General features: G+C 59.9%; 22 protein-coding genes. 9 read left to right on the plus strand and 13 right to left on the minus strand.

Annotated features, from left to right (window positions below; genetic code table 11):
- Nucleotides 1–148, minus strand: a 148-nt coding sequence (locus tag CKW26_RS21745; protein WP_141231873.1) for a transposase, incomplete at its 3' end; no start/stop codon positions are given.
- A 522-nt stretch (nt 149–670) separates the two neighbouring features.
- Here CKW26_RS21745 and CKW26_RS21750 point away from each other — a divergent pair.
- The gene (locus CKW26_RS21750; RefSeq protein WP_007919713.1) at nt 671–1,105 is read left to right on the plus strand and encodes a MarR family transcriptional regulator; all 435 of its coding nucleotides are present in this window, start codon (nt 671–673) and stop codon (nt 1,103–1,105) included.
- A gap of 127 nt (nt 1,106–1,232) precedes the next feature.
- Entirely contained in the window at nt 1,233–3,002 is a 1,770-nt protein-coding gene (locus CKW26_RS21755) for a FimV/HubP family polar landmark protein (RefSeq protein WP_095050234.1), read from the plus strand.
- Between the two features lie 141 nt (nt 3,003–3,143).
- Here the strand turns inward: CKW26_RS21755 and CKW26_RS21760 are convergent, their stop codons facing one another.
- Complete coding sequence (locus tag CKW26_RS21760; RefSeq protein WP_095050134.1) at nt 3,144–5,333, minus strand: patatin-like phospholipase family protein; 2,190 nt, start codon at nt 5,331–5,333, stop codon at nt 3,144–3,146.
- Between the two features lie 71 nt (nt 5,334–5,404).
- Between CKW26_RS21760 and CKW26_RS21765 the strand changes: the two genes are divergently transcribed.
- Nucleotides 5,405–5,692: a SelT/SelW/SelH family protein gene (locus CKW26_RS21765; RefSeq protein WP_095050135.1), complete on the plus strand. Its 288-nt coding sequence runs from the start codon at nt 5,405–5,407 to the stop codon at nt 5,690–5,692.
- On the opposite strand, the gene CKW26_RS21770 is transcribed toward CKW26_RS21765, so the two are convergent.
- Together CKW26_RS21770 and CKW26_RS21775 are read right to left on the minus strand one after the other, a co-directional pair.
- A complete protein-coding gene (locus CKW26_RS21770; RefSeq protein ID WP_095050136.1) occupies nt 5,686–6,579 on the minus strand; it encodes a DMT family transporter in 894 nt (297 codons plus the stop codon). The genes CKW26_RS21765 and CKW26_RS21770 overlap by 7 nt on opposite strands.
- A gap of 181 nt (nt 6,580–6,760) precedes the next feature.
- Complete coding sequence (locus CKW26_RS21775) at nt 6,761–7,525, minus strand: helix-turn-helix domain-containing protein (protein ID WP_095050137.1); 765 nt, start codon at nt 7,523–7,525, stop codon at nt 6,761–6,763.
- Nucleotides 7,526–7,660: 135 nt separating this feature from the next.
- On the opposite strand from CKW26_RS21775, the gene CKW26_RS21780 reads away from it, so the two are divergent.
- Nucleotides 7,661–8,476, plus strand: coding sequence for a UDP-2,3-diacylglucosamine diphosphatase (locus CKW26_RS21780; protein WP_007919701.1), 816 nt, complete (start codon nt 7,661–7,663; stop codon nt 8,474–8,476).
- An 84-nt stretch (nt 8,477–8,560) separates the two neighbouring features.
- Here the strand turns inward: CKW26_RS21780 and CKW26_RS21785 are convergent, their stop codons facing one another.
- Both CKW26_RS21785 and CKW26_RS21790 read right to left on the minus strand, forming a co-directional pair.
- Nucleotides 8,561–9,151, minus strand: coding sequence for an HD domain-containing protein (locus CKW26_RS21785; protein ID WP_095050138.1), 591 nt, complete (start codon nt 9,149–9,151; stop codon nt 8,561–8,563).
- Between the two features lie 14 nt (nt 9,152–9,165).
- Nucleotides 9,166–9,477, minus strand: a complete 312-nt coding sequence (locus tag CKW26_RS21790; protein ID WP_093442638.1) for a DUF962 domain-containing protein — start codon at nt 9,475–9,477, stop codon at nt 9,166–9,168.
- A 164-nt stretch (nt 9,478–9,641) separates the two neighbouring features.
- Here CKW26_RS21790 and CKW26_RS21795 point away from each other — a divergent pair, with 164 nt between their 5' ends.
- Nucleotides 9,642–10,703: an AraC family transcriptional regulator gene (locus CKW26_RS21795; RefSeq protein ID WP_218251785.1), complete on the plus strand. Its 1,062-nt coding sequence runs from the start codon at nt 9,642–9,644 to the stop codon at nt 10,701–10,703.
- On the opposite strand, the gene CKW26_RS21800 is transcribed toward CKW26_RS21795, so the two are convergent.
- Nucleotides 10,660–12,114 carry a TrkH family potassium uptake protein gene (locus CKW26_RS21800; protein ID WP_095050140.1) on the minus strand — a complete coding sequence of 485 codons (1,455 nt, stop codon included), beginning with the start codon at nt 12,112–12,114 and terminating at the stop codon, nt 10,660–10,662. The two genes, CKW26_RS21795 and CKW26_RS21800, sit on opposite strands and share 44 nt — an antisense overlap.
- Before the next feature lie 121 nt (nt 12,115–12,235).
- Between CKW26_RS21800 and CKW26_RS21805 the strand changes: the two genes are divergently transcribed.
- Nucleotides 12,236–12,802, plus strand: coding sequence for a nitroreductase family protein (locus tag CKW26_RS21805; protein WP_095050141.1), 567 nt, complete (start codon nt 12,236–12,238; stop codon nt 12,800–12,802).
- 337 nt (nt 12,803–13,139) lie between these two features.
- On the opposite strand, the gene CKW26_RS21810 is transcribed toward CKW26_RS21805, so the two are convergent.
- The 6 genes from CKW26_RS21810 to CKW26_RS21835 form a co-directional block, all read right to left on the minus strand.
- Nucleotides 13,140–14,480 carry a cell wall metabolism sensor histidine kinase WalK gene (locus CKW26_RS21810; protein WP_095050142.1) on the minus strand — a complete coding sequence of 447 codons (1,341 nt, stop codon included), beginning with the start codon at nt 14,478–14,480 and terminating at the stop codon, nt 13,140–13,142.
- 175 nt (nt 14,481–14,655) lie between these two features.
- On the minus strand, nt 14,656–15,105 hold the full coding sequence (locus CKW26_RS21815) for a Spy/CpxP family protein refolding chaperone (protein ID WP_007919681.1): 450 nt from the start codon (nt 15,103–15,105) through the stop codon (nt 14,656–14,658).
- A gap of 287 nt (nt 15,106–15,392) precedes the next feature.
- Entirely contained in the window at nt 15,393–16,070 is a 678-nt protein-coding gene (locus CKW26_RS21820; protein WP_095050143.1) for a response regulator transcription factor, read from the minus strand.
- A 7-nt stretch (nt 16,071–16,077) separates the two neighbouring features.
- The gene (locus CKW26_RS21825) at nt 16,078–16,488 is read right to left on the minus strand and encodes a translation initiation factor 2 (protein ID WP_038363742.1); all 411 of its coding nucleotides are present in this window, start codon (nt 16,486–16,488) and stop codon (nt 16,078–16,080) included.
- A 149-nt stretch (nt 16,489–16,637) separates the two neighbouring features.
- Complete coding sequence (locus tag CKW26_RS21830; RefSeq protein WP_095050144.1) at nt 16,638–16,937, minus strand: YciI family protein; 300 nt, start codon at nt 16,935–16,937, stop codon at nt 16,638–16,640.
- Nucleotide 16,938: 1 nt separating this feature from the next.
- Nucleotides 16,939–17,538 carry a septation protein A gene (locus CKW26_RS21835; protein ID WP_093439529.1) on the minus strand — a complete coding sequence of 200 codons (600 nt, stop codon included), beginning with the start codon at nt 17,536–17,538 and terminating at the stop codon, nt 16,939–16,941.
- An 87-nt stretch (nt 17,539–17,625) separates the two neighbouring features.
- On the opposite strand from CKW26_RS21835, the gene CKW26_RS21840 reads away from it, so the two are divergent.
- From CKW26_RS21840 to CKW26_RS21850, 3 genes are all read left to right on the plus strand, one after another.
- Complete coding sequence (locus tag CKW26_RS21840) at nt 17,626–18,489, plus strand: PHP domain-containing protein (protein ID WP_095050145.1); 864 nt, start codon at nt 17,626–17,628, stop codon at nt 18,487–18,489.
- Nucleotides 18,490–18,502: 13 nt separating this feature from the next.
- A complete protein-coding gene (locus CKW26_RS21845; RefSeq protein WP_093440143.1) occupies nt 18,503–19,132 on the plus strand; it encodes an L-threonylcarbamoyladenylate synthase in 630 nt (209 codons plus the stop codon).
- Nucleotides 19,133–19,255: 123 nt separating this feature from the next.
- Nucleotides 19,256–19,954: a ScpA family protein gene (locus CKW26_RS21850; RefSeq protein WP_172828192.1), complete on the plus strand. Its 699-nt coding sequence runs from the start codon at nt 19,256–19,258 to the stop codon at nt 19,952–19,954.
- The last annotated feature ends 5 nt before the right edge of the window (nt 19,955–19,959 follow it).

Raw genomic sequence — 19,959 nt, forward strand, 5'->3', positions numbered from 1 at the left:
GCTCCGCACGCAGTTGCTCAACCCAGCGACGCAGAGCTGTAGGGCCCACGCCCATTGCTTCGCAGGCTTCACTCACCGAATAGTCTTTATCCAAAACCAGGCAAGCCGCATCCCGTTTGAAATCTGTCGAAAAATATCGTCTGGTCAAATCACACCTCGTCGTTGGGCGTAGATTAACGCCCTTTAGGGGTGTCCAGAATCATTAAGCCAGATCAACCGAGGCGTCTGAGGTTTGACATCGACCTGAAAGAACCAGTCGATTATGGATTCGGTAAAGCAGGATCAGGTCGGCGTAACCCTGAACCATCCCCCATTCAGTCCCCTCTCCCTCTGGGAGAGGGCTAGGGTGAGGGCCGTCCAATTCTGGATTCAGCAAAGCATTCCCAAGTCGCTGAATATCTAAAGCATCCCCCCATTCAGTCCCCTCTCCCTCTGGGAGAGGGCTAGGGTGAGGGCCGTCCAATTCCGGATTCAGCAAAGCATTCCCAAGTCGCTGAATATCTAAAGCATCCCCCCATTCAGTCCCCTCTCCCTTTGGGAGAGGGTTAGGGTGAGGGAGCCTCAAGATGTAACGATTCAGTACAGACCGCCACTTGCCTATAACTGCAGCTCATGCTTAGCTGGCTAATAATTAGATTTTCTTTATTTTCAGTCTAACCGTGAGTGTTTTATGCCGTTAACCGATCAACACCGCTTTGGCATGCAACTGGCCCAGATGTCCCGTGGCTGGCGTGCCGAACTGGACCGCCGACTGGCCGGGCTGGGTCTGTCCCAGGCGCGCTGGCTGGTGCTGCTGCATCTGGCGCGTTTTGAAGAAGCGCCGACCCAACGCGAGCTGGCGCAGAGCGTTGGCGTCGAAGGGCCGACCCTCGCACGCTTGCTCGACAGTCTGGAAAGCCAGGGCCTGGTGCAACGCCAGTCCGTGATGGAAGACCGCCGGGCGAAAAAAATCGTCCTCTGCGCACCGGCCCTGCCGCTGATCGAACAAATCGAAACCATTGCCACACAACTGCGACACGAGTTGTTCGAAGGCGTCGACGAGGCGGATTTGAAAGTGTGCATGCGGGTTCATGGGCACATTTTGGCCAACCTGGAAAAATCTTGAGGCACATCCACGTGCCGTATCTTTGAGAGATCGCGCTGAGCCGACTATAAGAACTACTGGGCAATATCGTGTTCGTACCGGATGTGCGAACGCATAGAAGTCGGTTTTGCTTATTTAAGGGATGCTCATGCTCGCAAGTCGGCACGTGGTACTGCGCGGTGGCGCCAAATGGCTGCTGGCCGTTGGCGTATTCAGCTATTCGGCCTGGTCGATGGCTGTGGGGCTAGGTGATATCACCGTTCATTCAGGCCTCAATCAGCCGCTCAAGGCCGATATCGCGTTGGTCGATGTCGGCGGGCTGACGCAAAACGATCTGACGGTGCGCCTGGCCACGGCGGATGAATTCGCCGAGGCCGGGGTTGAGCGGGTGTTCTTCCTCAACGACCTCAAGTTCATCCCGATCCTGCATGGCAATCGCCAGATGATCCGGGTCACGTCAAGCAAACCAGTCAACGAACCCTTTCTGAATTTCCTTGTGCAGCTCAATCAGCCCAATGGCCGTTTGCTGCGTGAGTACACGGTGTTGATCGACCCTCCGGGGTCGCCGGGTATCGTGCCGGCCACCGATGAACCGGATCCGCGTGCACAATCTTCCGCGTTTCCCAGCGTCGAGCCTGTTGTCGCAGCGCCGCAGGCACCTCAGGCCAAACGCGATGCCGTGCCCGCGCCAACGCCTGCAAATCCGCCGGCCAACGATGCACTCGCCGAGCAACTGGCTGCCAGTGCGTTGCTGAATCAGCAATTGCAAAAGAGCGTCGATGAGCTGAACGCCAAACTGCAGACGCAGGATGTGCAGATTGCCGCTGGCAAGAAGCAGATTACTGAGCTGCAAACGCAATTGATCGAACTCAGGAAAGCACCGCCACCTACCGAAGTCGCTCCGGCACCTGCCCCGGTTGTGGCACCTGTTGAGTCCACAGATGACGGTTTGAACTGGCCATTGTTCGCGGGCCTGTTGCTGTTGTTGGGGGCCTTGGCCGGGCTGTTTGTGCACCGTCGACGGCAACAGTCGCAACAGGCTGATCGACCGCTGCCGCAGTTGCCGCAGAGCGAGGAACCTGAGGTAGATGAAGTCGAAAACGCAGAGTCTGTCAGGGCTCACACCTCAACCCAACACCGTGAAGAACCGGCAGCGGGCGATGTGCTGGAGGCGGTAGGAATCTATCTGGCCTACGGCCGCTTGGGCGAAGCTGCTGGGTTATTGCGCGACGCTTTGCACAAAGAGCCGGAGCGCACCGATATCGGTTTGCAGTTGCTCGAAGTCTTGGGGCGTCAGGGTGACAGCGCCGTGTATGAACAGCAGGAAAGTCAGTTGCGTGAACAGGGTGTTGATGCCCAGACGTTACAGGATGTTCGTGTTCGACATCCGAAACTGGCGGGTGCCGAACCGTTGGCCGCGGTGGCGCCCATCATTGCGGTGGCGCCTGCGGTCACTGCCCAACCGGCGCCTGAAGATGATTTCGAGTTGAATCTGGGCGAGCTGTCGATGGATTCCAGTTGGGATTTGGAAGACAGCCGCACGGCCACTACTGAGCCAGCGGCAGACACCTCGGCGCTGGGCTCCAGCCTGAAAATACTGCCTCAGGATTTTGAACTGCCGGAAGCGGCCGGCGAGGACGCTGAACTTGAGTGGATCCCTGAGCCGCACGCCGAGCCGCTGGATGAAGATTTTCTCAATGAGTTTGCCGATGCCGAGCCGTCTCTGGTGTTGCAACCGTTGGACTTGCAGGCACCTGAGCCGCTACACGACGAAAACTCCGGAAAACTCGAACAGGCGCAGACCTGCATTGATGACGGTGATATCGACAGTGCGATTGCGTTGCTCAATGAGCTGCTCAAAGAGGGCGATGAACCTTTGAAGCAAACGGCGCGGACGTTGCTGGCGGGGATTCGCTAATACCCGATTGATTTGCGGTGGCGCTGATATCGTTTTCGCGAGCAGGCTCGCTCCCACATTTGAACTGTATTCGCAGAACCATTGTGGGAGCGAGCCTGCTCGCGAAGACTGACGGTCAGACAACATCAATTCCTGACCCGGTCAGAAGGTCTGGCCAAGGTTCAGATAAACCGCCTGCTCATTCGCATCATTCAACCCGTAACTGAAATTCAACGGCCCCAGCGGCGTGTCAAAACCAATGAACACGCTGGCGGCGTTGATGTAGCCACTGTCGAACTCATTGTCGTTGTTCCACGCCCGCCCACGCTCCAGCGAGGCGCCGGCATACAGCGGAAAGTCCAGCGGCAGATACGAGCGCGGCGTCAACCGGCGGTAGTACACAGCGCGCATCAGGCTGACGTTTTGCCCGGAAATGGCGTCTTCACGGAACCCCGACAATTGCCGCGCGCCGCCGAGCAGAAAGCTCGACGTCACCACGTTGGCATCGTTCAGCGTACGCCCGTAGCGCCCTCCGAGAATCAGCGTGTCCGGGCCACGGCTCATGGCTTTGTCGAGTTTGAACTCCCACTGTCTATAACGCGTATCCGAACCCAGCCCCGGTTCGAACTGCATCAGCGTCAGGCTGACGTCCTTGCCTTCGTGAGGGAAGTAGACGTTATCCAGTGAGTCGTACGAATACTTCAGCGCATAGAAGCCTTCGTTGAAGTTTTCACTCGGCAGGTCCTGATCACCAATGCGCACATCGGCCTTGCCCCAGGCCTCGCCGACACCGAACCGCACTTCGCCGTTGTTGCCGATCTGGCGACCGAAGTTAAGGCCGAAACCGTAGCGCTCGACGCGGTACTGTGCGATCGGATCGTTATCGAGCACCGCCTCGACGTTCTGTGCTTCAAACGAGGCGTACGGTGCGACGAAATAGCGCGAACCGACGTCCAGTGGTTGATAGAACTCGGTATACAGCTCTTGTTTGTCACCAATCTGCGCGCGGGTCAGCCATTCCGCGCCGAGGCGGTTGATGCCGTTGATGCGGTAACTGGCCCCGAGGTTGAAGGCGCTATCGCCACGCATGTCGTCGGACAGATTGAGGCCGACCCGCAGGTAATCGGTGCCGCTGCGCTTGCCCCGAGCACTGATCACCAGTGTGTGGTCCTGGCCCTTGTGCACCACGCGGTACTGCACTTGTTCGAAGTAGTCGAGGCCATACAAGGTGCCCATGTCCGAGTGCAATCGCCCCAGGTCCAGCGGCTCGCCAATGTGCTGGCGAATGTAGTAGCGGATCACGTCGTCGTCGACTTTTGAGTCGTTCTCGACGCGGATCGCGGTGATGATCGGCGTGCGCTGCCCCGGGGAACGGGCGGCAGCGAGTTCGGCGTCTTGGGATTCCTTGGGTTTGAGCACGGCGAGGCGCGCATCGAGGATGCGGGTCGCGCGGTAACCGGCGTCGATCATGTCCTGGGCTTTACCGAAATCGGTGACACCGAATGCGGCCAGCGCGGGCTGGATCAGTACATCGGAGGATTTCAGCGCGGCCAGTTGTTCTTCGGAGTTACTGCGGGTCATCAGAGTGATCGACTGGTTCAGCACATCGACCACGGTGGTCAGTTGCTTGCGGTTGCGCAGCGGTGTGCCGATGTCGACGACGATGGCCACGTCAACGCCCATTTCCCGCGCGACATCCAGCGGGATATTGTCGGTCATACCGCCGTCCACCAACAGCCGGCCGTCGAGCTCGACCGGGGCGAACACCGCCGGGATCGACATGCTGGCGCGGATCACCTGAGGCAAGTGGCCTTTGCGGAACACCACTTTTTCGCCATTGGCAATGTCGGTGGCCACAGCGCGGAACGGGATCGGCAGTTTGTCGAAGTCCCGGGTATCGCTGGTGTGGGCCAGCAGGCTTTCCAGCAGTAGCGCGAGGTTCTGGCCCTGAATCACACCCAGAGGCAGGCCGAGACTGCCGTCGTCGCGAAAGCTGAGTTTCTGTTTCACCAGAAAGTCGCGGTCATCCTGTTTGCGTCGAAACGGCACGTCCTCGCGCGGCGGGGCGTCGGACAATGCGGCTTGCCAGTCGATGTTCAGCGCGAGTTTTTCCAGCTCATCGATCTTGTAGCCCGAGGCGTACAGCCCGCCGACCACCGCGCCCATGCTGGTGCCGGCGATCGCATCGATTTTGATGCCTTGCTCTTCCAGGGCTTTGAGCACACCGATGTGCGCCAGACCACGCGCGGCGCCGCCGGACAGCACCAGGCCGACTTTCGGTCGCGGCGCGTCACTGGCGTGAACAAACAGTGGAAGCAAACCAAGCAGCAGGCAGAACAGCAGACGGCGCATTGTGAGTCTCTGGGCAAGCAATAAAGCCGGCTATTATAGCGGCGCCCTCTGTCTCAGGAGTTTCAGCGAACATGACTGTCGCAAAAGCAGAAGTTGTCATCACCTATTGCACCCAATGCCAGTGGCTGCTGCGCGCGGCGTGGCTGGCGCAGGAACTGCTCAGCACCTTTGGTGATGACCTCGGCAAAGTCTCCCTGGTACCCGGCACCGGCGGGGTATTTCACATCACCTGCGACGGCGTGCAGATCTGGGAACGCAAGGCTGATGGCGGTTTTCCCGAGGCCAAGGTGTTGAAGCAGCGGGTTCGCGATCAGATCGATCCTGACCGCGACCTCGGTCACAACGACGGCACTCAGTGAGACGCGGCCTCGGCGGCGACGGCTTTCTTGTCGGCGTGGCCTGACATCCGTGCTGACACAACGATGGCGATAATGATCAATGCGCCGCCGAGCAACATCTTCGGCGTCGGGTTTTCATTGAACAGCAGCCAGGCGACGGTGATGCCGTAGACCGGTTCCATGGCAAACACCACCGCCGCCGTGCGCGCCTTGATCACCGCCAGGCTGGCGACGAACAGGCTGTGCGCGACGCCGGTACAGAACACCCCGAGCAGGGCGATCCACAGCCAGTCGAGTGCTCGTACTTCGCTGAGTAGCGGTGCTGCAACCGGCAGCAGACACAGCGCCACCACGACGTTTTGACACAACGCCGCCTGTACCGCCGGAATCCGCCCGGAGCTGGCGCGGTTAGTCAGTGACAACAGCGAGAACAACAGCCCCGACAGCACCGACCAAAGCAAACCGATGGTCGCGCCGCTGCTCAGGTCGAAGGCTGGGGTCACCAGAATCAGGCCGATGCTGACCAACACCACCAGCACAATTTCATTGGCACGGATGCGTTCTCGGAAGATCAGCCCTTCAAGAATCACCGTGAAGGCCGGGAAACTGGCAAAGCCCAATGTTGCGATGGCGACACCGGCGATCTTCACAGACAGGAAGAAACTCACCCAGTGCCCGGCCAGCAACACGCCGCTGAGGGCGAGGCGGCGCCAGTCCACGGCCTGAAGTTTTTGCCAGCCGTGCTGACTGGCGAAACGGGCAAAAAATGCCAGGGCGAGCACGGCGAAAGCCGCGCGTCCAAAGACGATCACAGCGGGGGACGCAGCAGCGAGTTTGCCCAACACACCCGTCAGGCCAAACATCAAAGCACCGATATGCAGAGCGCCGAGGGCGGTACGCGGAGTCATCGAAATCCTTCTATCTCAAACACAATTCTTGATCGTTCCCACGCTCTGCGTGGTAACGCCTCTAGGGACGCTCTGCGTCCAGTGACGCGGAGCGTCACGGGCTGCATTCCTTTGCTGCGCGTGGGAGTGATCAGCAGTGGACACATAATGAGCCGGGGAAGGTCGAAAGTCTGTCGGCAGACTATCGTCGTTTGTCGCAGGAATCGCGCCGAAGCTGGCCGGGTGACGAACCGAACTCACGCAAGACGGCGGCCGAGAAGGCACTCTGCGAGTTGTAGCCGACGCGACTGGCAACTTCCCCGATCGGCAGGGCTGTGTCGCGTAGCAGTTGAACTGCCAGATGCAGGCGTCTACTGCGGATGTAATCCATCGGCGTCTGCCCGCATTCGGCCATGAACCGTGCATGCAGGCGCGCGCTGGACAACCCCGCCACTCGCGCCAGATCGGCGACTTGCAATGGATAAGCGGCGTACTGCTCGATGTGCGCATCCAGCGCGGCATAGGGCAAGCGGCGAATGGCGTGTTCCGCAGGTTGCGCGTGATTCAGACTGGCCAGCAGCAACACCGCGCCTTGCTGGGCAATCAATGGATCGCTGACCGGACTGTTCGCCAGCCAACTGACCAACTGGCTTTGCCCGGAATCCAGCGACAAGCGCGCCGGTTGATCGAGCAGACGATGGCTGGCGTCGGCATGCTCGCCCAGTGAATCCGTCAGCCATTGGCCGTCCGGGATATCCAGTACCAGACAGCGGCTGCCGTTGGGACTGCCGCAGGCATGATGAGCGCCGGACGGGACCACCACAAAGCTTTGCTGGCGCACCTGACTGCCACAACCCTCGACCTCGAAATCCAGCGCACCGGACAACCCGAACACCAATTGCGCGTGGTCGTGGCTGTGGACGATCAAGTCGTGGGTGTACTGACGCAAGGTGAGGATCGGTCGCATGGCAGGTGGTCTCCGAAGTGATCGCCAGTCTACACCGGCGCACGCCGGATGCGTTGTCACAGGACTGACTCATGTTTGTCATGGTCGATTAACCGAGCGCGCGCAGAGTGGCGAAAACATCGCAGAGGGTTGCCCATGACCAGCGCCGAGCTCGCCAGACCCAGCCGTAAACAACGCGTGCGCACCCTGTGGATCTCCGACGTGCACCTGGGCACGCGGGATTGTCAGGCCGAGCACTTGTCGCAATTTCTCAAGGGCTACCATGCCGACAAGATTTACCTGGTTGGCGACATCATTGACGGCTGGAAGCTGCGCGGCGGCATGTACTGGCCGCAAGCGCATACCAACGTGATCCGCCGCTTGCTGACCATGAGCAAGCGCGGCACCGAGGTGATTTACGTCACCGGCAACCACGACGAATTCCTGCGTCGTTATTCGAAGCTGATTCTGGGCAATATCCAGTTGGTCGACGAGGCCGTGCATGTCACGGCCGATGGTCGGCATCTGCTGGTGATTCACGGCGATCAGTTCGATGTGATCACCCGATATCACCGCTGGCTGGCCTTTCTCGGCGACTCCGCTTACGAATTCACCCTGACCCTCAATCGCTGGCTCAACCATTGGCGTGCGCGCTATGGCTACGGCTATTGGTCGTTGTCGGCGTACCTGAAGCACAAGGTGAAAACGGCGGTGAGTTTCATCAGCGACTTTGAAGAAGCCATCGCTCATGAATGTGTGAAGCGCGAGTTGCATGGCGTGGTGTGCGGGCACATTCACCATGCCGAGATTCGTAAGGTGGGCGAGGTCGATTACCTTAATTGCGGTGATTGGGTGGAGTCGTGCACGGCGCTGATCGAGCATTGGGACGGCACGATCGAGCTGTATCGGCTGGCGGATGCGCAGGCGCGGGAGGCGGAGCTGAAAGCGGCCAAAGTCGCCGAACTCGCATAAAAGCAAAAGATCGCAGCCTTCGGCAGCTCCTACATTGGAATGTGTACCTCTGTAGGAGCTGCCGAAGGCTGCGATCTTTTGATCTTAGGCCGGGCTGTGCTCTTCCATCGCGGCCTTGTAAATCGAGTTCTTCGGCTGCGCAAACAACCGCTCCATCATCGGCTCGAAAAAACTCAACGGCAGCGTGTCATAGTCAGGATCAAACGCCGCCGCATCGTATTTGGCGCAAAACTCGGCGGTCGCCTGAAACTGCGGATGCTCCCTGAACTGCTCACGAAGATGCCGATCCATGCCCAGGTGATGAAAGAAGTAATACCCCTGAAACACCCCGTGCTTCTCGACCATCCACAAATTTTCGGCACTGACGAACGGCTTGAGTATCGCAGCGGCAATGTCCGGATGGTTGTACGAACCCAAGGTGTCGCCGATGTCATGCAGCAAGGCACAAACCACATATTCCTCGTCGCGCCCGTCACGAAAGGCACGGGTGGCGGTTTGCAGCGAGTGGGTCAGGCGATCCACCGGGAAGCCGCCGAAATCGCCTTCCAGCAATTTCAGGTGGGTCATGATCCGTGCGGGCAACTGTTTGGCGTAGGCGCTGAAGTCGGCGGCGATGATCGCCCAATCTTCTTGGGTACCGTCCTTCATATGGGTGAAGCGGGCATTGGCATTCATTGGCTGACCCTCATTCAGAACGCCACGCGACCCAGAATCATGTCGCGGTACATGACGAAGTCGCCAAGCAGGCTGTACAGCGGATGCTGGAAAGTCGCCGGCCGGTTCTTTTCAAAGAAGAAGTGCCCGACCCAGGCGAAGCTGTAACCGGCCAGCGGCAAGGCCAATAACAGCAGCCAGGCGCCCTTGGCGATGGTCAGCGCGAGAATAAAAATCACCAGTGTCGTGCCGATGAAGTGCAGACGCCGGCAGGTGCTGTTGCTGTGTTCGCTGAGGTAATACGGATAGAACTCAGCGAAGCTGTTGAAATGCTTGATGTTTTCCACGACCGCGTTCTCTGTGGTTATTGTTCTGGCGACGAGTTGTGCTGCGGGTAGCTTATTTGAGTCTAGAGTGATCATTGGCGTGGGCCAGTGACAATCGGCGCCACTTTAGTATCCTTCGCAAATCGGGCCGTAACATGCGGCCCATCATGTAAAAGAAAAACGCCATGAGCGAACGAACGACTTCTGCAAGCTGGGCGATGGGGATTGTCAAAGCATTGGAGATGGACGGCCTGGATTGCCGGGTTCTGTTCAAACAACTAGGGCTCGATTACACGGCTCTGGATGATCCGGATGCGCGCTTCCCGCAAGATTCCATGACCCGTCTCTGGCAACGGGCGGTCGAGTTATCTGGCAACCCGGCGATCGGCCTGAACATGGGCAAGGTGGTGCGACCGGCGTCTTTTCATGTCGCTGGCTATGCTTTGATGTCGAGCAATACCCTCGCCGAAGGCTTTCAGCGGCTGGTGCGCTATCAGCGCATCATCGCCGAGAGCGCCGACCTGAGTTTCCGATTGCTTGATGAAGGTTATGCGCTGATTCTGACCGTGCACGGTGACCATCTGCCGCCGACCCGGCAAAGCGCCGAAGCCTCGCTGGCCTGTGCGCTGGGCCTGTGCGGCTGGTTGACCGGACGCACGTTGCACCCGGTCAAAGTGCTGGTGCAGGGCGCGGAACCGGATGACCTGGAACCCTACAAACAAGCTTTCCACGCACCGCTGATGTTCAACGCGCCGTACGATGCGCTGATCTTCGAGCGCGCCGACATGGAAGCGCCGCTGCCCACCGCCAACGAGGCGATGGCGCTGTTGCATGACCGGTTTGCCGGGGAATATCTGGCGCGGTTTTCCGAAAGCCGCGTGACCCACAAGGCGCGACAGGTGCTGTGCCGTTTGCTGCCGCAAGGTGAGCCGAAGCGCGATACCGTCGCGCAGACCCTGCATCTATCGCAGCGCACCTTGCAGCGCCGCTTGCAGGAGGAGGGCACGAGTTTTCAGCAACTGCTCGACGACACCCGCCGTGAACTGGCCGAGCAGTATCTGGCGCAGCCGAGCATGACCTTGCTGGAAATCGCTTATCTGTTGGGGTTTGCCGATCCGAGCAACTTCTTTCGCGCGTTCCGCCGCTGGTTCGACACCACGCCCGGCGATTACCGGACGCGGTTGTTGCAGGCGCCGGGTGCGGTCAGTGACGCCAAAAGGCCGGAATACACAGTACAAACACCGTAATGATCTCCAGTCGGCCGAGCAGCATGCCGAACGACAGGATCCACTTGGCCGCGTCCGGCAGAGTGGCGAAGTTGCCCGCCGGGCCAATGGTCTCGCCCAGGCCTGGGCCGACCCCGGACACGGTGCTGGCAGCGCCGGTCAACGCGGTCATCCAGTCGACGCCGAGCAGCGACAGGAGCAGGGCAATCACGCAGATGGTAATGGCGAAGAAGAACGAAAAGGTCAGAATCGAACGGACGATCTCTTCGTCGAGACGGTGGCCGTTGTACTTCTGTTTGATCACTGCGCGCGGGTGAATCAGTTGATTAAGGTTGGCCTTGAGCAAGATGTAGGCGACCTGGAAACGGAAGATCTTGATCCCGCCCGCCGTCGACCCGGAACAGCCTCCGACAAAGCCCAGATAGAAAAACAGCATCAGCGAGAAGTTGCCCCATAGGCTGTAATCACCGAGGGCAAAACCGGTGGTGGTGACCACCGAGGTCACGTTCAGCGCCACGTGGCGTAGCGCCTCCAGCCAATGCAAATTGGTCGTCCACCAGTACCAGGTGCCGAGCACCAGCCAGGTCACCAGCAGCATACCGAGCAAACCCTGTACTTGCTGATCCTTGATCAGCGCCTTGCGGTTGCCGCGCAACGTCGCCACGTACAGGGTGAACGGCAGGCTGCCGAGAATCATGATGACGACTGCGACCCAGTGCACCGCCGGTTGCGTCCACTTGGCCAAGGATTGATCGGAGGTCGAGAACCCGCCAGTGGAGATCGCCGACATCGCGTGGTTGATCGCGTCGAACGGACTCATCCCGGCCCACCAGAACGCCAGGCTGCCAAGGATGGTGATGCCGACATACGCCGCCACAATCAGGCGCGCCACCATGTGCGAGCGGGGCATGACCTTTTCCGAGCGGTCCGAGGACTCGGTCTGGAACAGGCGCATGCCACCGATACGCAGCAGCGGCAGAATCGCTACCGCCATGCCGATAAAGCCGATCCCTCCGATCCAGTGCAGTAACGAGCGCCACATCAGGATCCCGGGGGACATGTTGTCGAGGCCATTGAGCACGGTCGAGCCGGTCGCGGTAATGCCCGACATGCTTTCGAAAAACGAGTCGGTGTAGCTGATGTGCTGGGTCAGCAGAAACGGCAGCGCAGCAAAAATGCACACCACCAGCCAACTGCTGACCGTCAGCAGGTACATGTCACGCGGACGCAGGTGAATGTGTTCCGGTCGGCCGGGAATCACCAGCGCGAGGCCGGCGACGAAGGTGATCATGCTCGCCCAGAGGAACGACGGCAGATCACCGGTGCGCTCGAAAATCACCAGGGTGGCCATAGGCACGACCATGGCCACGGCCAGGGTGATCAGGAAGATGCCGATGATGAAACCAATGATCCGTAAGGTCGGCAACGCCATGAAGTCCGCTCGGGCTGATGTGGGAAGGGCGCCATTCTACCCGTGGGGCAGGGCATGTAAACCGGCATCCTGTTGGCAGATACAGCTAGAATAGCCGCACATATTTTTCAGGAGGTGGCCGATGCAGGCTCTCGACGCGTTGCTCAACCGTGTTTCCGTTCCACGACTGGTCGAACCGGCCCCCACTGCCGAGCAGCGCGAAGCCCTGTTTGGCGCCGCGTTGCGCGCGCCGGATCACGGGCATTTGCAGCCGTATCGCTTCCTGACGGTCGAAGGCGCGGCGCGTGAACAGATGGGCGAGTTGTTGGCCGAGGCTGCACAGCAGCAGGAAGGCGAGGTCACCGAAGCGATGATCGACAAGGCGCGCAACGGTCCGCTGCGAGCGCCGTTGGTGGTTGTGGTGATCGCCAAATTGCAGGAACACGTTAAATATCCGAAGGCCGAGCAGTTGCTGGCGGCCGGGTGTGCGGCGCACGGGATTTTGCTGGCGGCGTATGCGCAGGGGATTGGTGCGGTGTGGCGTACGGGTGATCTGGCTTATTCGCAGCATGTGGCTAAAGGCTTGGGCCTGGCCGAAGGTGAAGAGGTGATTGCGTTCCTGTATCTCGGCACGCCGCAGAAAGAGCCGCGTGTGGCAGATAAAGTCGATCTGAGCGAGTTCGTCAGTGCCTGGCCTGGTAAAGCCTGAAGATCAAAAGCCCCTCACCCTAGCCCTCTCCCAGAGGGAGAGGGGACTGATTGGGGGATGCTGTAGAGGTACGCCGACCTGAAAGTGCTCGGCTGAATCCAGAGTCGATAACGGCTCCAGTGCATTTCGAGTTCGGAGTCGATAACGGTTCCAGTGCATTTCGAGTTCGGAGTCGATAAAGGTTCCAGTGCATTTCGAACCCAGAGTCGGCGACGATTCACGTGCCTTCCTGGTCCATAATCAACTCGGTTCTTCAGGTCGATGTATGACGCAAGACACCTCGGTCGGCCCCCTCTCCCTCCGGGAGAGGGCTGGGGTGAGGGTAGCTTTTAGGCTCTTAAAGTTGCACCACCGCTCCGGGCACCAACGGCAATTCCAGGCTGGCAATAAACCCACCCTGCGGATGATTTGCCAGCGTCAAACTCCCACCATGCCGTTCCGCCGCTCGCCGCGCAATCGCCAGGCCCAAACCGTGTCCCGCTGCCGTCTGCCCCGGCGCCCGGTAAAACGGTTCGCCCAACTGGCTCAAATGTTCAGCCTGCACCCCCGGCCCATGGTCGCGCACGCTCACGATGATTTTTTCACCCTGACGTGAAGCCTGCATTTCAATCGGCTGACCTTCCGGGTTGAAGCGCTGGGCGTTGCGCAGCAGGTTATCGACGGCGCGCTCGATCATGGTCGGCCAGCCTTTCAGATTCAGCTGCGGTTCGGCATCAAGACGCACGATCTGCTCGGGCGATCCCAGTATTGCGTCCTTCTGCAAGAGGCCGAGCAACGCATTCAGATCCACCTCTTCAGCACTGGCGTTGTCGGCATCGACCCGCGCCAATACCAGAATTTCACTGATCAATGCTTCCAGCCGATCACACTCGCGGGTCAGGCGTGGCCAGAGTTTTTCCCGTTCTTCAGGATTGGCCCGTTCCGCCAGCGCCAAGGCAATGCGCAACCGCGCCAACGGTGAGCGCAATTCGTGGGAAACGTCGCGCAACAACTGCCGTTGGCTGCCTATCAGGCTCTGCAGACGCGCACCCATGCGGTTGAAGTCGGTGGCCAGCACGCCGAATTCGTCGCGGCGATTGGCCAGTTTCGCCAGGCTGTTCTGCTGATAGGTGGTCTGCCCGAGATCATGCACCGCGCCGCGCAAACGGCTGAGCGGGCGGGTGATGGAGAAGGTCACCAACAGACTGAACAGGGTCAGCACCACCAACGCGATGCCCAGCGCACTCAATGGCCAAAGCAGACTTTCGCGGTGCCAAGAGTCGAGTTCCGGATGCGGGATGCGGTAGATGAACAGGTAGGTGTCACCGGTTTTTTCGCTGGTGAATTCATCGGTCAGACGTCGCCATGGCAGGCGCCGGTCATCATTGTTCTGGCGGGCTTCGAACGCGGCTGCGCGGCGCGGGAAGGTGCCGCGAACCACCGGGTCGCCGGATTCGTTCAGCACCTGAACATCGATGTGATATTGGCGTTTGCGCTGTTCGAGGATGTCCTGAGCAGCTTCCTCGCCCTGGGCTTCGTAGGTTTGCGTCCATTCGCCGGCGAGGGTGTTGAGGCCCGGATGGCGGCTGAGGATCCACGCGTCCTGGTTGAGCATGTGCCCGAGCAGAATGGACAGCCCGGCCACCAGAGCGATGGCCAGCCAGAAGCTCGCGAGAATACGCCAGAACAATGAACGCACAGAAAATCCTCAGAACAAACGCAAATCCCTGTAGGAGTGAGCCTGCTCGCGATAGCGGTGAGTCAGACAAGTATTCGTTGACTGACACACCGCTATCGCGAGCAGGCTCACTCCTACATTGGATCGGTGGAAAAAGACCCGGCGGTGTTTAGCCGTCGGGTCCGGGGTCAGAACATTATTGCGCCTTTTGCGCCTGTTGCGCTTTCCACGCCTTGAATTCGGCCCATTCGGCGCGACGCTCGGCCTGTTTTTTCTGGATCTCGTCGAATTTCTTCTGTTGATCCGGTTTCAGCAGCGCCCGAACATCGGACTCGGCTTTCTTGTGGTTGGCGGCCATCTCGTCCTTCATGGCTTTCTGGTCAGCCGGCGAGAGTTTTTCCAGGTACTTGTCGACCACTTGCTTACGCTCGTGCATCTGCTCGCCCATGATCTTGCGGATCTGCTCGCGTTGTTCGCGGGACAGGTCGAGTTGGCTGTACGGGCCTTTGCCGTGCATGCCGTGCATCTGACCGCCGTGGCGTGGGCCGTCGAGCGGGCCACCCATCGGGCCACCGTCTTGCGGCATGGCCATGGCGACGGTTGGCAGAGCGGCAGCGAACATCAGAGCGATAAGAGTCTTGCGCATGGTGTATCTCCTTGTCTCGTTCCCGGTACGTTCCGGATGAGTTCAGATTACGGAGATCAAGGTCAGCGGCGGTCAGCACTGCGTAAAGCTTGGGTAAAGACGCTTCGCGCCCAGCCTTACACATATCCCGTTGTAGGAGCTGCGGCACGCTGCGATCTTTTGACTGTGGGACGCAGAGCGTCCCCGGCTGCATTCCCACGCAGAGCGTGGGAACGATCAGATCGCAGCCTGCGGCAGCTCCTACAGGGGGAGGCGTCGGTTACCGTTGGCCGGGGGATGTGTGCAGTTCAGAGGCTGTAGAAGTAACCGCGGCTGCGCAGAGCGACGATGCGTGGGCGGCCGTCGGGGTGCGGGCCGATCTTCTTGCGCAGGTTGCTGACGTGCATGTCGAGGCTGCGGTCGTACAGGGTCAGCTTGCGACCGAGGGCGATCTGCGCCAGTTCCTGTTTGTCCAGCGGCTCGCCGGGTTGCTTGAGCAGGGCTTCGAGCAGGCGGCTTTCGGAAACGGTAAGGGTCAGTTCTTTCTCGTCGATGCTGACCACGCCGCGCACCGGGCTGAAACTCAGATCGCCCAGCTCAAGCTGCGTCGAGACTGCCGCCGGGTGGCTGCGGCGCAGTACGGCGCGCAGGCGAGCGGTCAGTTCTCGTGGGTCGCAGGGTTTGGCCAGATAATCGTCGGCGCCCAGTTCCAGACCGAGGATACGATCCAGCGGCTCGCCACGGGCCGAGAGCATCAGCACCGGCAGATCAGCGTGATCGTTGCGCAATTGCTTGAGCAGTTCCAGACCGCTGCCGTCGGGCAGCATCACGTCCAGCACCACCGCCGCCGGGGCCGTTTCGGCCAACGCCTTGCGCGCACTCTGGCCATCGTGGCAGGCGCGCACATGGAAGCCTTCCTGGCTCAGCCAGCTACTCAGGAGTTCGCATAACTCCTGGTCATCATCAATCAGTAACAGCTCGCTCATGACTCACTCAATTTAGCCATTGCCGACGTTTTCGGCTTGCTCCACTGGCAAAGATACCGCAGAGCAGCGCCAATAGCGCTACTCCGGCGCCCGTGACGAACCATTGCTGCTGATCAGTCAGCAGACGCGGCAGCGGGCTGGCCTGGGCTTCCTTGAGTTGCAGCTTGAGACGCTGGTTCTCCTGGCGCAACCGGGCGAGCTGTGCGCTTTCACGGGTATTGTCGGCATTTTGCAGTTGTTTGCTCAGTTCTTCCCGTTGCTGCTCGCTGGCCTTGAGGCGCTGCTGCAACTCGGTGATCTGGCTGCCGGCGCTTAACGACAATGGCGTGGAACTGCCGCCTTCGGTGGTTTCCTCACCATGGGCGGGTGCCATGATCGACAACGTGACCAACATCAGACACAACGGACCCTTGCGCATCGCGACACCTGTTTCCAAATGGATATTGGGCAGGTTGTCGGCAGGCAAACGAGAATAATGAGCGATTGAGAGCAGCAAGAACCAGGAAGGTTCATTGCGTGAGGCAGTGTCGCGAGTGATGAGGGGTAAATCCCCTCATCACCGAACGTTTAAGGCAGGACTTGCTTGAACGGCTTGACGACCACGTTGGCGTAGACACCCGCGGCGATGTACGGATCAGCATCGGCCCATGCTTGCGCAGCGCTTAGGGAATCGAATTCGGCGACGATCAGGCTGCCGGTGAAACCCGCTGCGCCCGGATCATTGCTGTCGACGGCCGGGTGCGGGCCGGCCAGTACGATGCGGCCTTCGCCCTTGAGCGCATGCAGGCGTTCCAGATGCGCAGGGCGCGCGGCCAGGCGTGCTTCCAGCGAGTTGGCGACGTCGGTGGCAATGATGGCGTAGAGCATGTCAGTCCTCGGTTTTTGGTGTTGTTGTGGTATCGGCATCGTGCAGATGACGCGACAGGTAAATGCCCTGTGCGACCAGGAATACCAAGGTCATGCCCAGGCTGCCGAACACCTTGAAGTCCACCCAGTAGCTCTGGAAGGTGAAGGCGACGAACAGGTTGGCAGCGCCGCAGAACAGGAAAAAGCCGATCCAGGCGATGTTCAGGCGGGTCCAGACCGGATCCGGAAGGGTCAGTGCGTGGCCCATGATGCGTTTGATCAGCAGGCGGTCACCGATGAAGTGGCTGCCGATGAAGGCGACGGCGAACAGCCAGTTGACCACCGGGGCTTTCCACTTGAGGAAGGTCTCGCTGTGGAAGGCCAGCGTCAGGCTGCCGAACACCAGGCAGGCAATCAGGGTCAGCCATTGGCTCTTTTCCAGCTTGCGCTGTTTGATGAACAACGCGCCGTACACCACCAGGGAACTGATGATCAGCATCGCCGTGGCGCTGTAAATACCGCCTACAGTCACTTCATGGCCAGCGATGTCGACGACCCGTGGATCAAGTTTGTAAACGATGAAGAACAGCAGAAGCGGGATGAAATCGATGAATTGTTTCACAGTGAGAGCCAGAAGCTGGATGTGGCGGCATAATAACAAACATATGGGCGCGCGATAGCGCCAGCTGATTTGAGGTTACAACTCCCCGTGAATGTTGATTTGCATTGCCATAGCACGGCCTCCGATGGCGCCCTCGCGCCTGCGGTTCTGGTTGCGCGTGCGTTCGAGAACGGCGTGCGAGTCCTGGCGTTGACTGACCACGACACCCTCGAAGGCCTCGCCGAAGCGCGCACGGCCGCCAACGAATTGGGCATGCAACTGGTCAACGGCGTCGAATTGTCCTGCACCTGGGGCGGCGCGACGATTCATGTGTTGGGCTACGGTTTCGACGTCAACGCCGCACCGTTGGTCGAAGCGATTGCCAGATTGCACGATGGGCGCTGGCTGCGGTCGGAAGAAATAAGCCGCAAACTCGCTCTCAAGGGCATGCCCGGTGCCCTCGATGGTGCCCGGCAGGTCCAGCAGGAACTGGGCGACAGCGGCAACGCCCCGGCCCGTCCGCATTTCGCCGACTGGATGGTGCGTGAAGGTTTTGTAAAGGATCGTGCCGAGGCATTCCGCAAATGGCTCGGCGCCGGCAAGCTGGGTGACGTCAAGTTGCACTGGCCGACGCTGGAAGACACCGTTGGCACACTGCGTGCCGCCGGGGCCTGGGTCAGCCTCGCGCATCCGTGGCACTACGATTTCACTCGTAGCAAGCGTCGAAAGCTGATTGCCGACTATATTCAAGCAGGCGGGCATGCGATCGAGGTGGTCAATGGCCATCAGCCTGCGGAACAGGTCGGCAGCCTGGCAATCCTTGCCCGAGAGTTCGGTCTGCTGGTCAGCGCTGGCAGTGACTTCCATGGCCCTGGCGGCTGGTCCGAGATCGGCCAGTACCGGCCGGTTCCCGAGGACCTTCCACCCCTGTGGTGTCGGTTCAAACATGACACAGATATTGCCGCCGTCTGAACAGGTAGAGAATGTGAGTCAATTTTTCCAGATTCATCCGGAAAACCCGCAAGCGCGCCTGATAAAACAGGCGGTCGAAATCATCCGCAAGGGCGGGGTGGTGGTTTATCCCACGGATTCTTCCTACGCCATCGGCTGCCAGATCGGCGACAAGACCGCGATTGAGCGCGTGCGCCGCCTGCGCCAGCTCGATGAAAAGCATAACTTCGCGCTGATCTGCAGTGACCTGTCGCAATTGGGCAACTACGCCAAGATCGACACCGGCACCTTCCGCATTCTCAAAGCGCATTTGCCGGGGCCATACACCTTCATTCTCAACGCTACCCGCGAAGTGCCGCGTCTGTTGCTGCATCCGAAGAAGCGCACCATCGGTCTGCGTGTGCCGAGCCATCCGATCGCGCTGGCGCTGCTGGCCGAACTCGGCGAGCCGCTGATGAGCGTGACCCTGATCATGCCCGGCGACGAAGACCCGCTCAGCGATCCTTACGAAATGCGCCAACTGCTTGAACACCAAGTGGACTTGATCATCGACGGCGGTTTTGGCGGCATTAAAGCCTCCACCGTGATCGACCTGACCGGCGACGACCCGGAAGTGATCCGCGTCGGTTGCGGCGACCCCGCGCCGTTCATGGTCGAGGCCTGAATGTCCGCAGTGGAAACCGTTGTCGATCCGCAGGCCGGCGCTCAGCAAGAACTGCCATTTGCCATGGTCTATGGCCAGGCAGTCATGGAGATGCCGCTGGACCTGTACATCCCGCCGGATGCGCTGGAAGTCTTTCTTGAAGCCTTCGAAGGCCCGCTCGACCTGCTGCTGTACCTGATCCGCAAACAGAACATCAACATCCTCGACATCCCGGTGGCGGAAATCACCCGCCAGTACATGGGCTATGTCGAGTTGATGCAGTCGGTGCGCCTGGAGCTGGCCGCCGAATATCTGGTGATGGCCGCGATGCTCGCCGAGATCAAGTCGCGCATGCTTCTGCCTCGGGCCGAGACTGTCGAAGACGAGGAAGACGACCCGCGCGCCGAACTGATCCGCCGCTTGCAGGAATACGAGCGTTTCAAGGCGGCCGCCGAAGGCATCGACGGCTTGAGCCGGGTTGGCCGCGATGTGATCGTGCCCAAGCTCGACGCCCCGGAAGCCCGGGCGCGCAAGCTGTTGCCGGATGTCGCGCTGGAAGAGATTTTGATGTGCATGGCCGAAGTGCTGCGCCGTGGCGATATGTTTGAAAGCCACCAGGTCAGCCGCGAGGCACTGTCCACCCGCGAGCGCATGAGCGATGTGCTGGAACGGCTCAAGGGCGGCGGTTTTGTGCCGTTCGTCGAGCTGTTCACCGCCGAGGAAGGGCGGCTGGGTGTGGTGGTGACCTTTATGGCGATCCTTGAACTGGTCAAGGAATCCTTGGTCGAGCTGGTGCAGAATGAGCCGTTCGCCGCGATCCACGTGCGAGCCCGAGCCGAATAACGAGT

The sequence above is a fragment of the Pseudomonas sp. Irchel s3h9 genome (genome assembly GCF_900187475.1).
In the GTDB taxonomy this organism is placed as follows: domain Bacteria; phylum Pseudomonadota; class Gammaproteobacteria; order Pseudomonadales; family Pseudomonadaceae; genus Aquipseudomonas; species Aquipseudomonas neuropathica.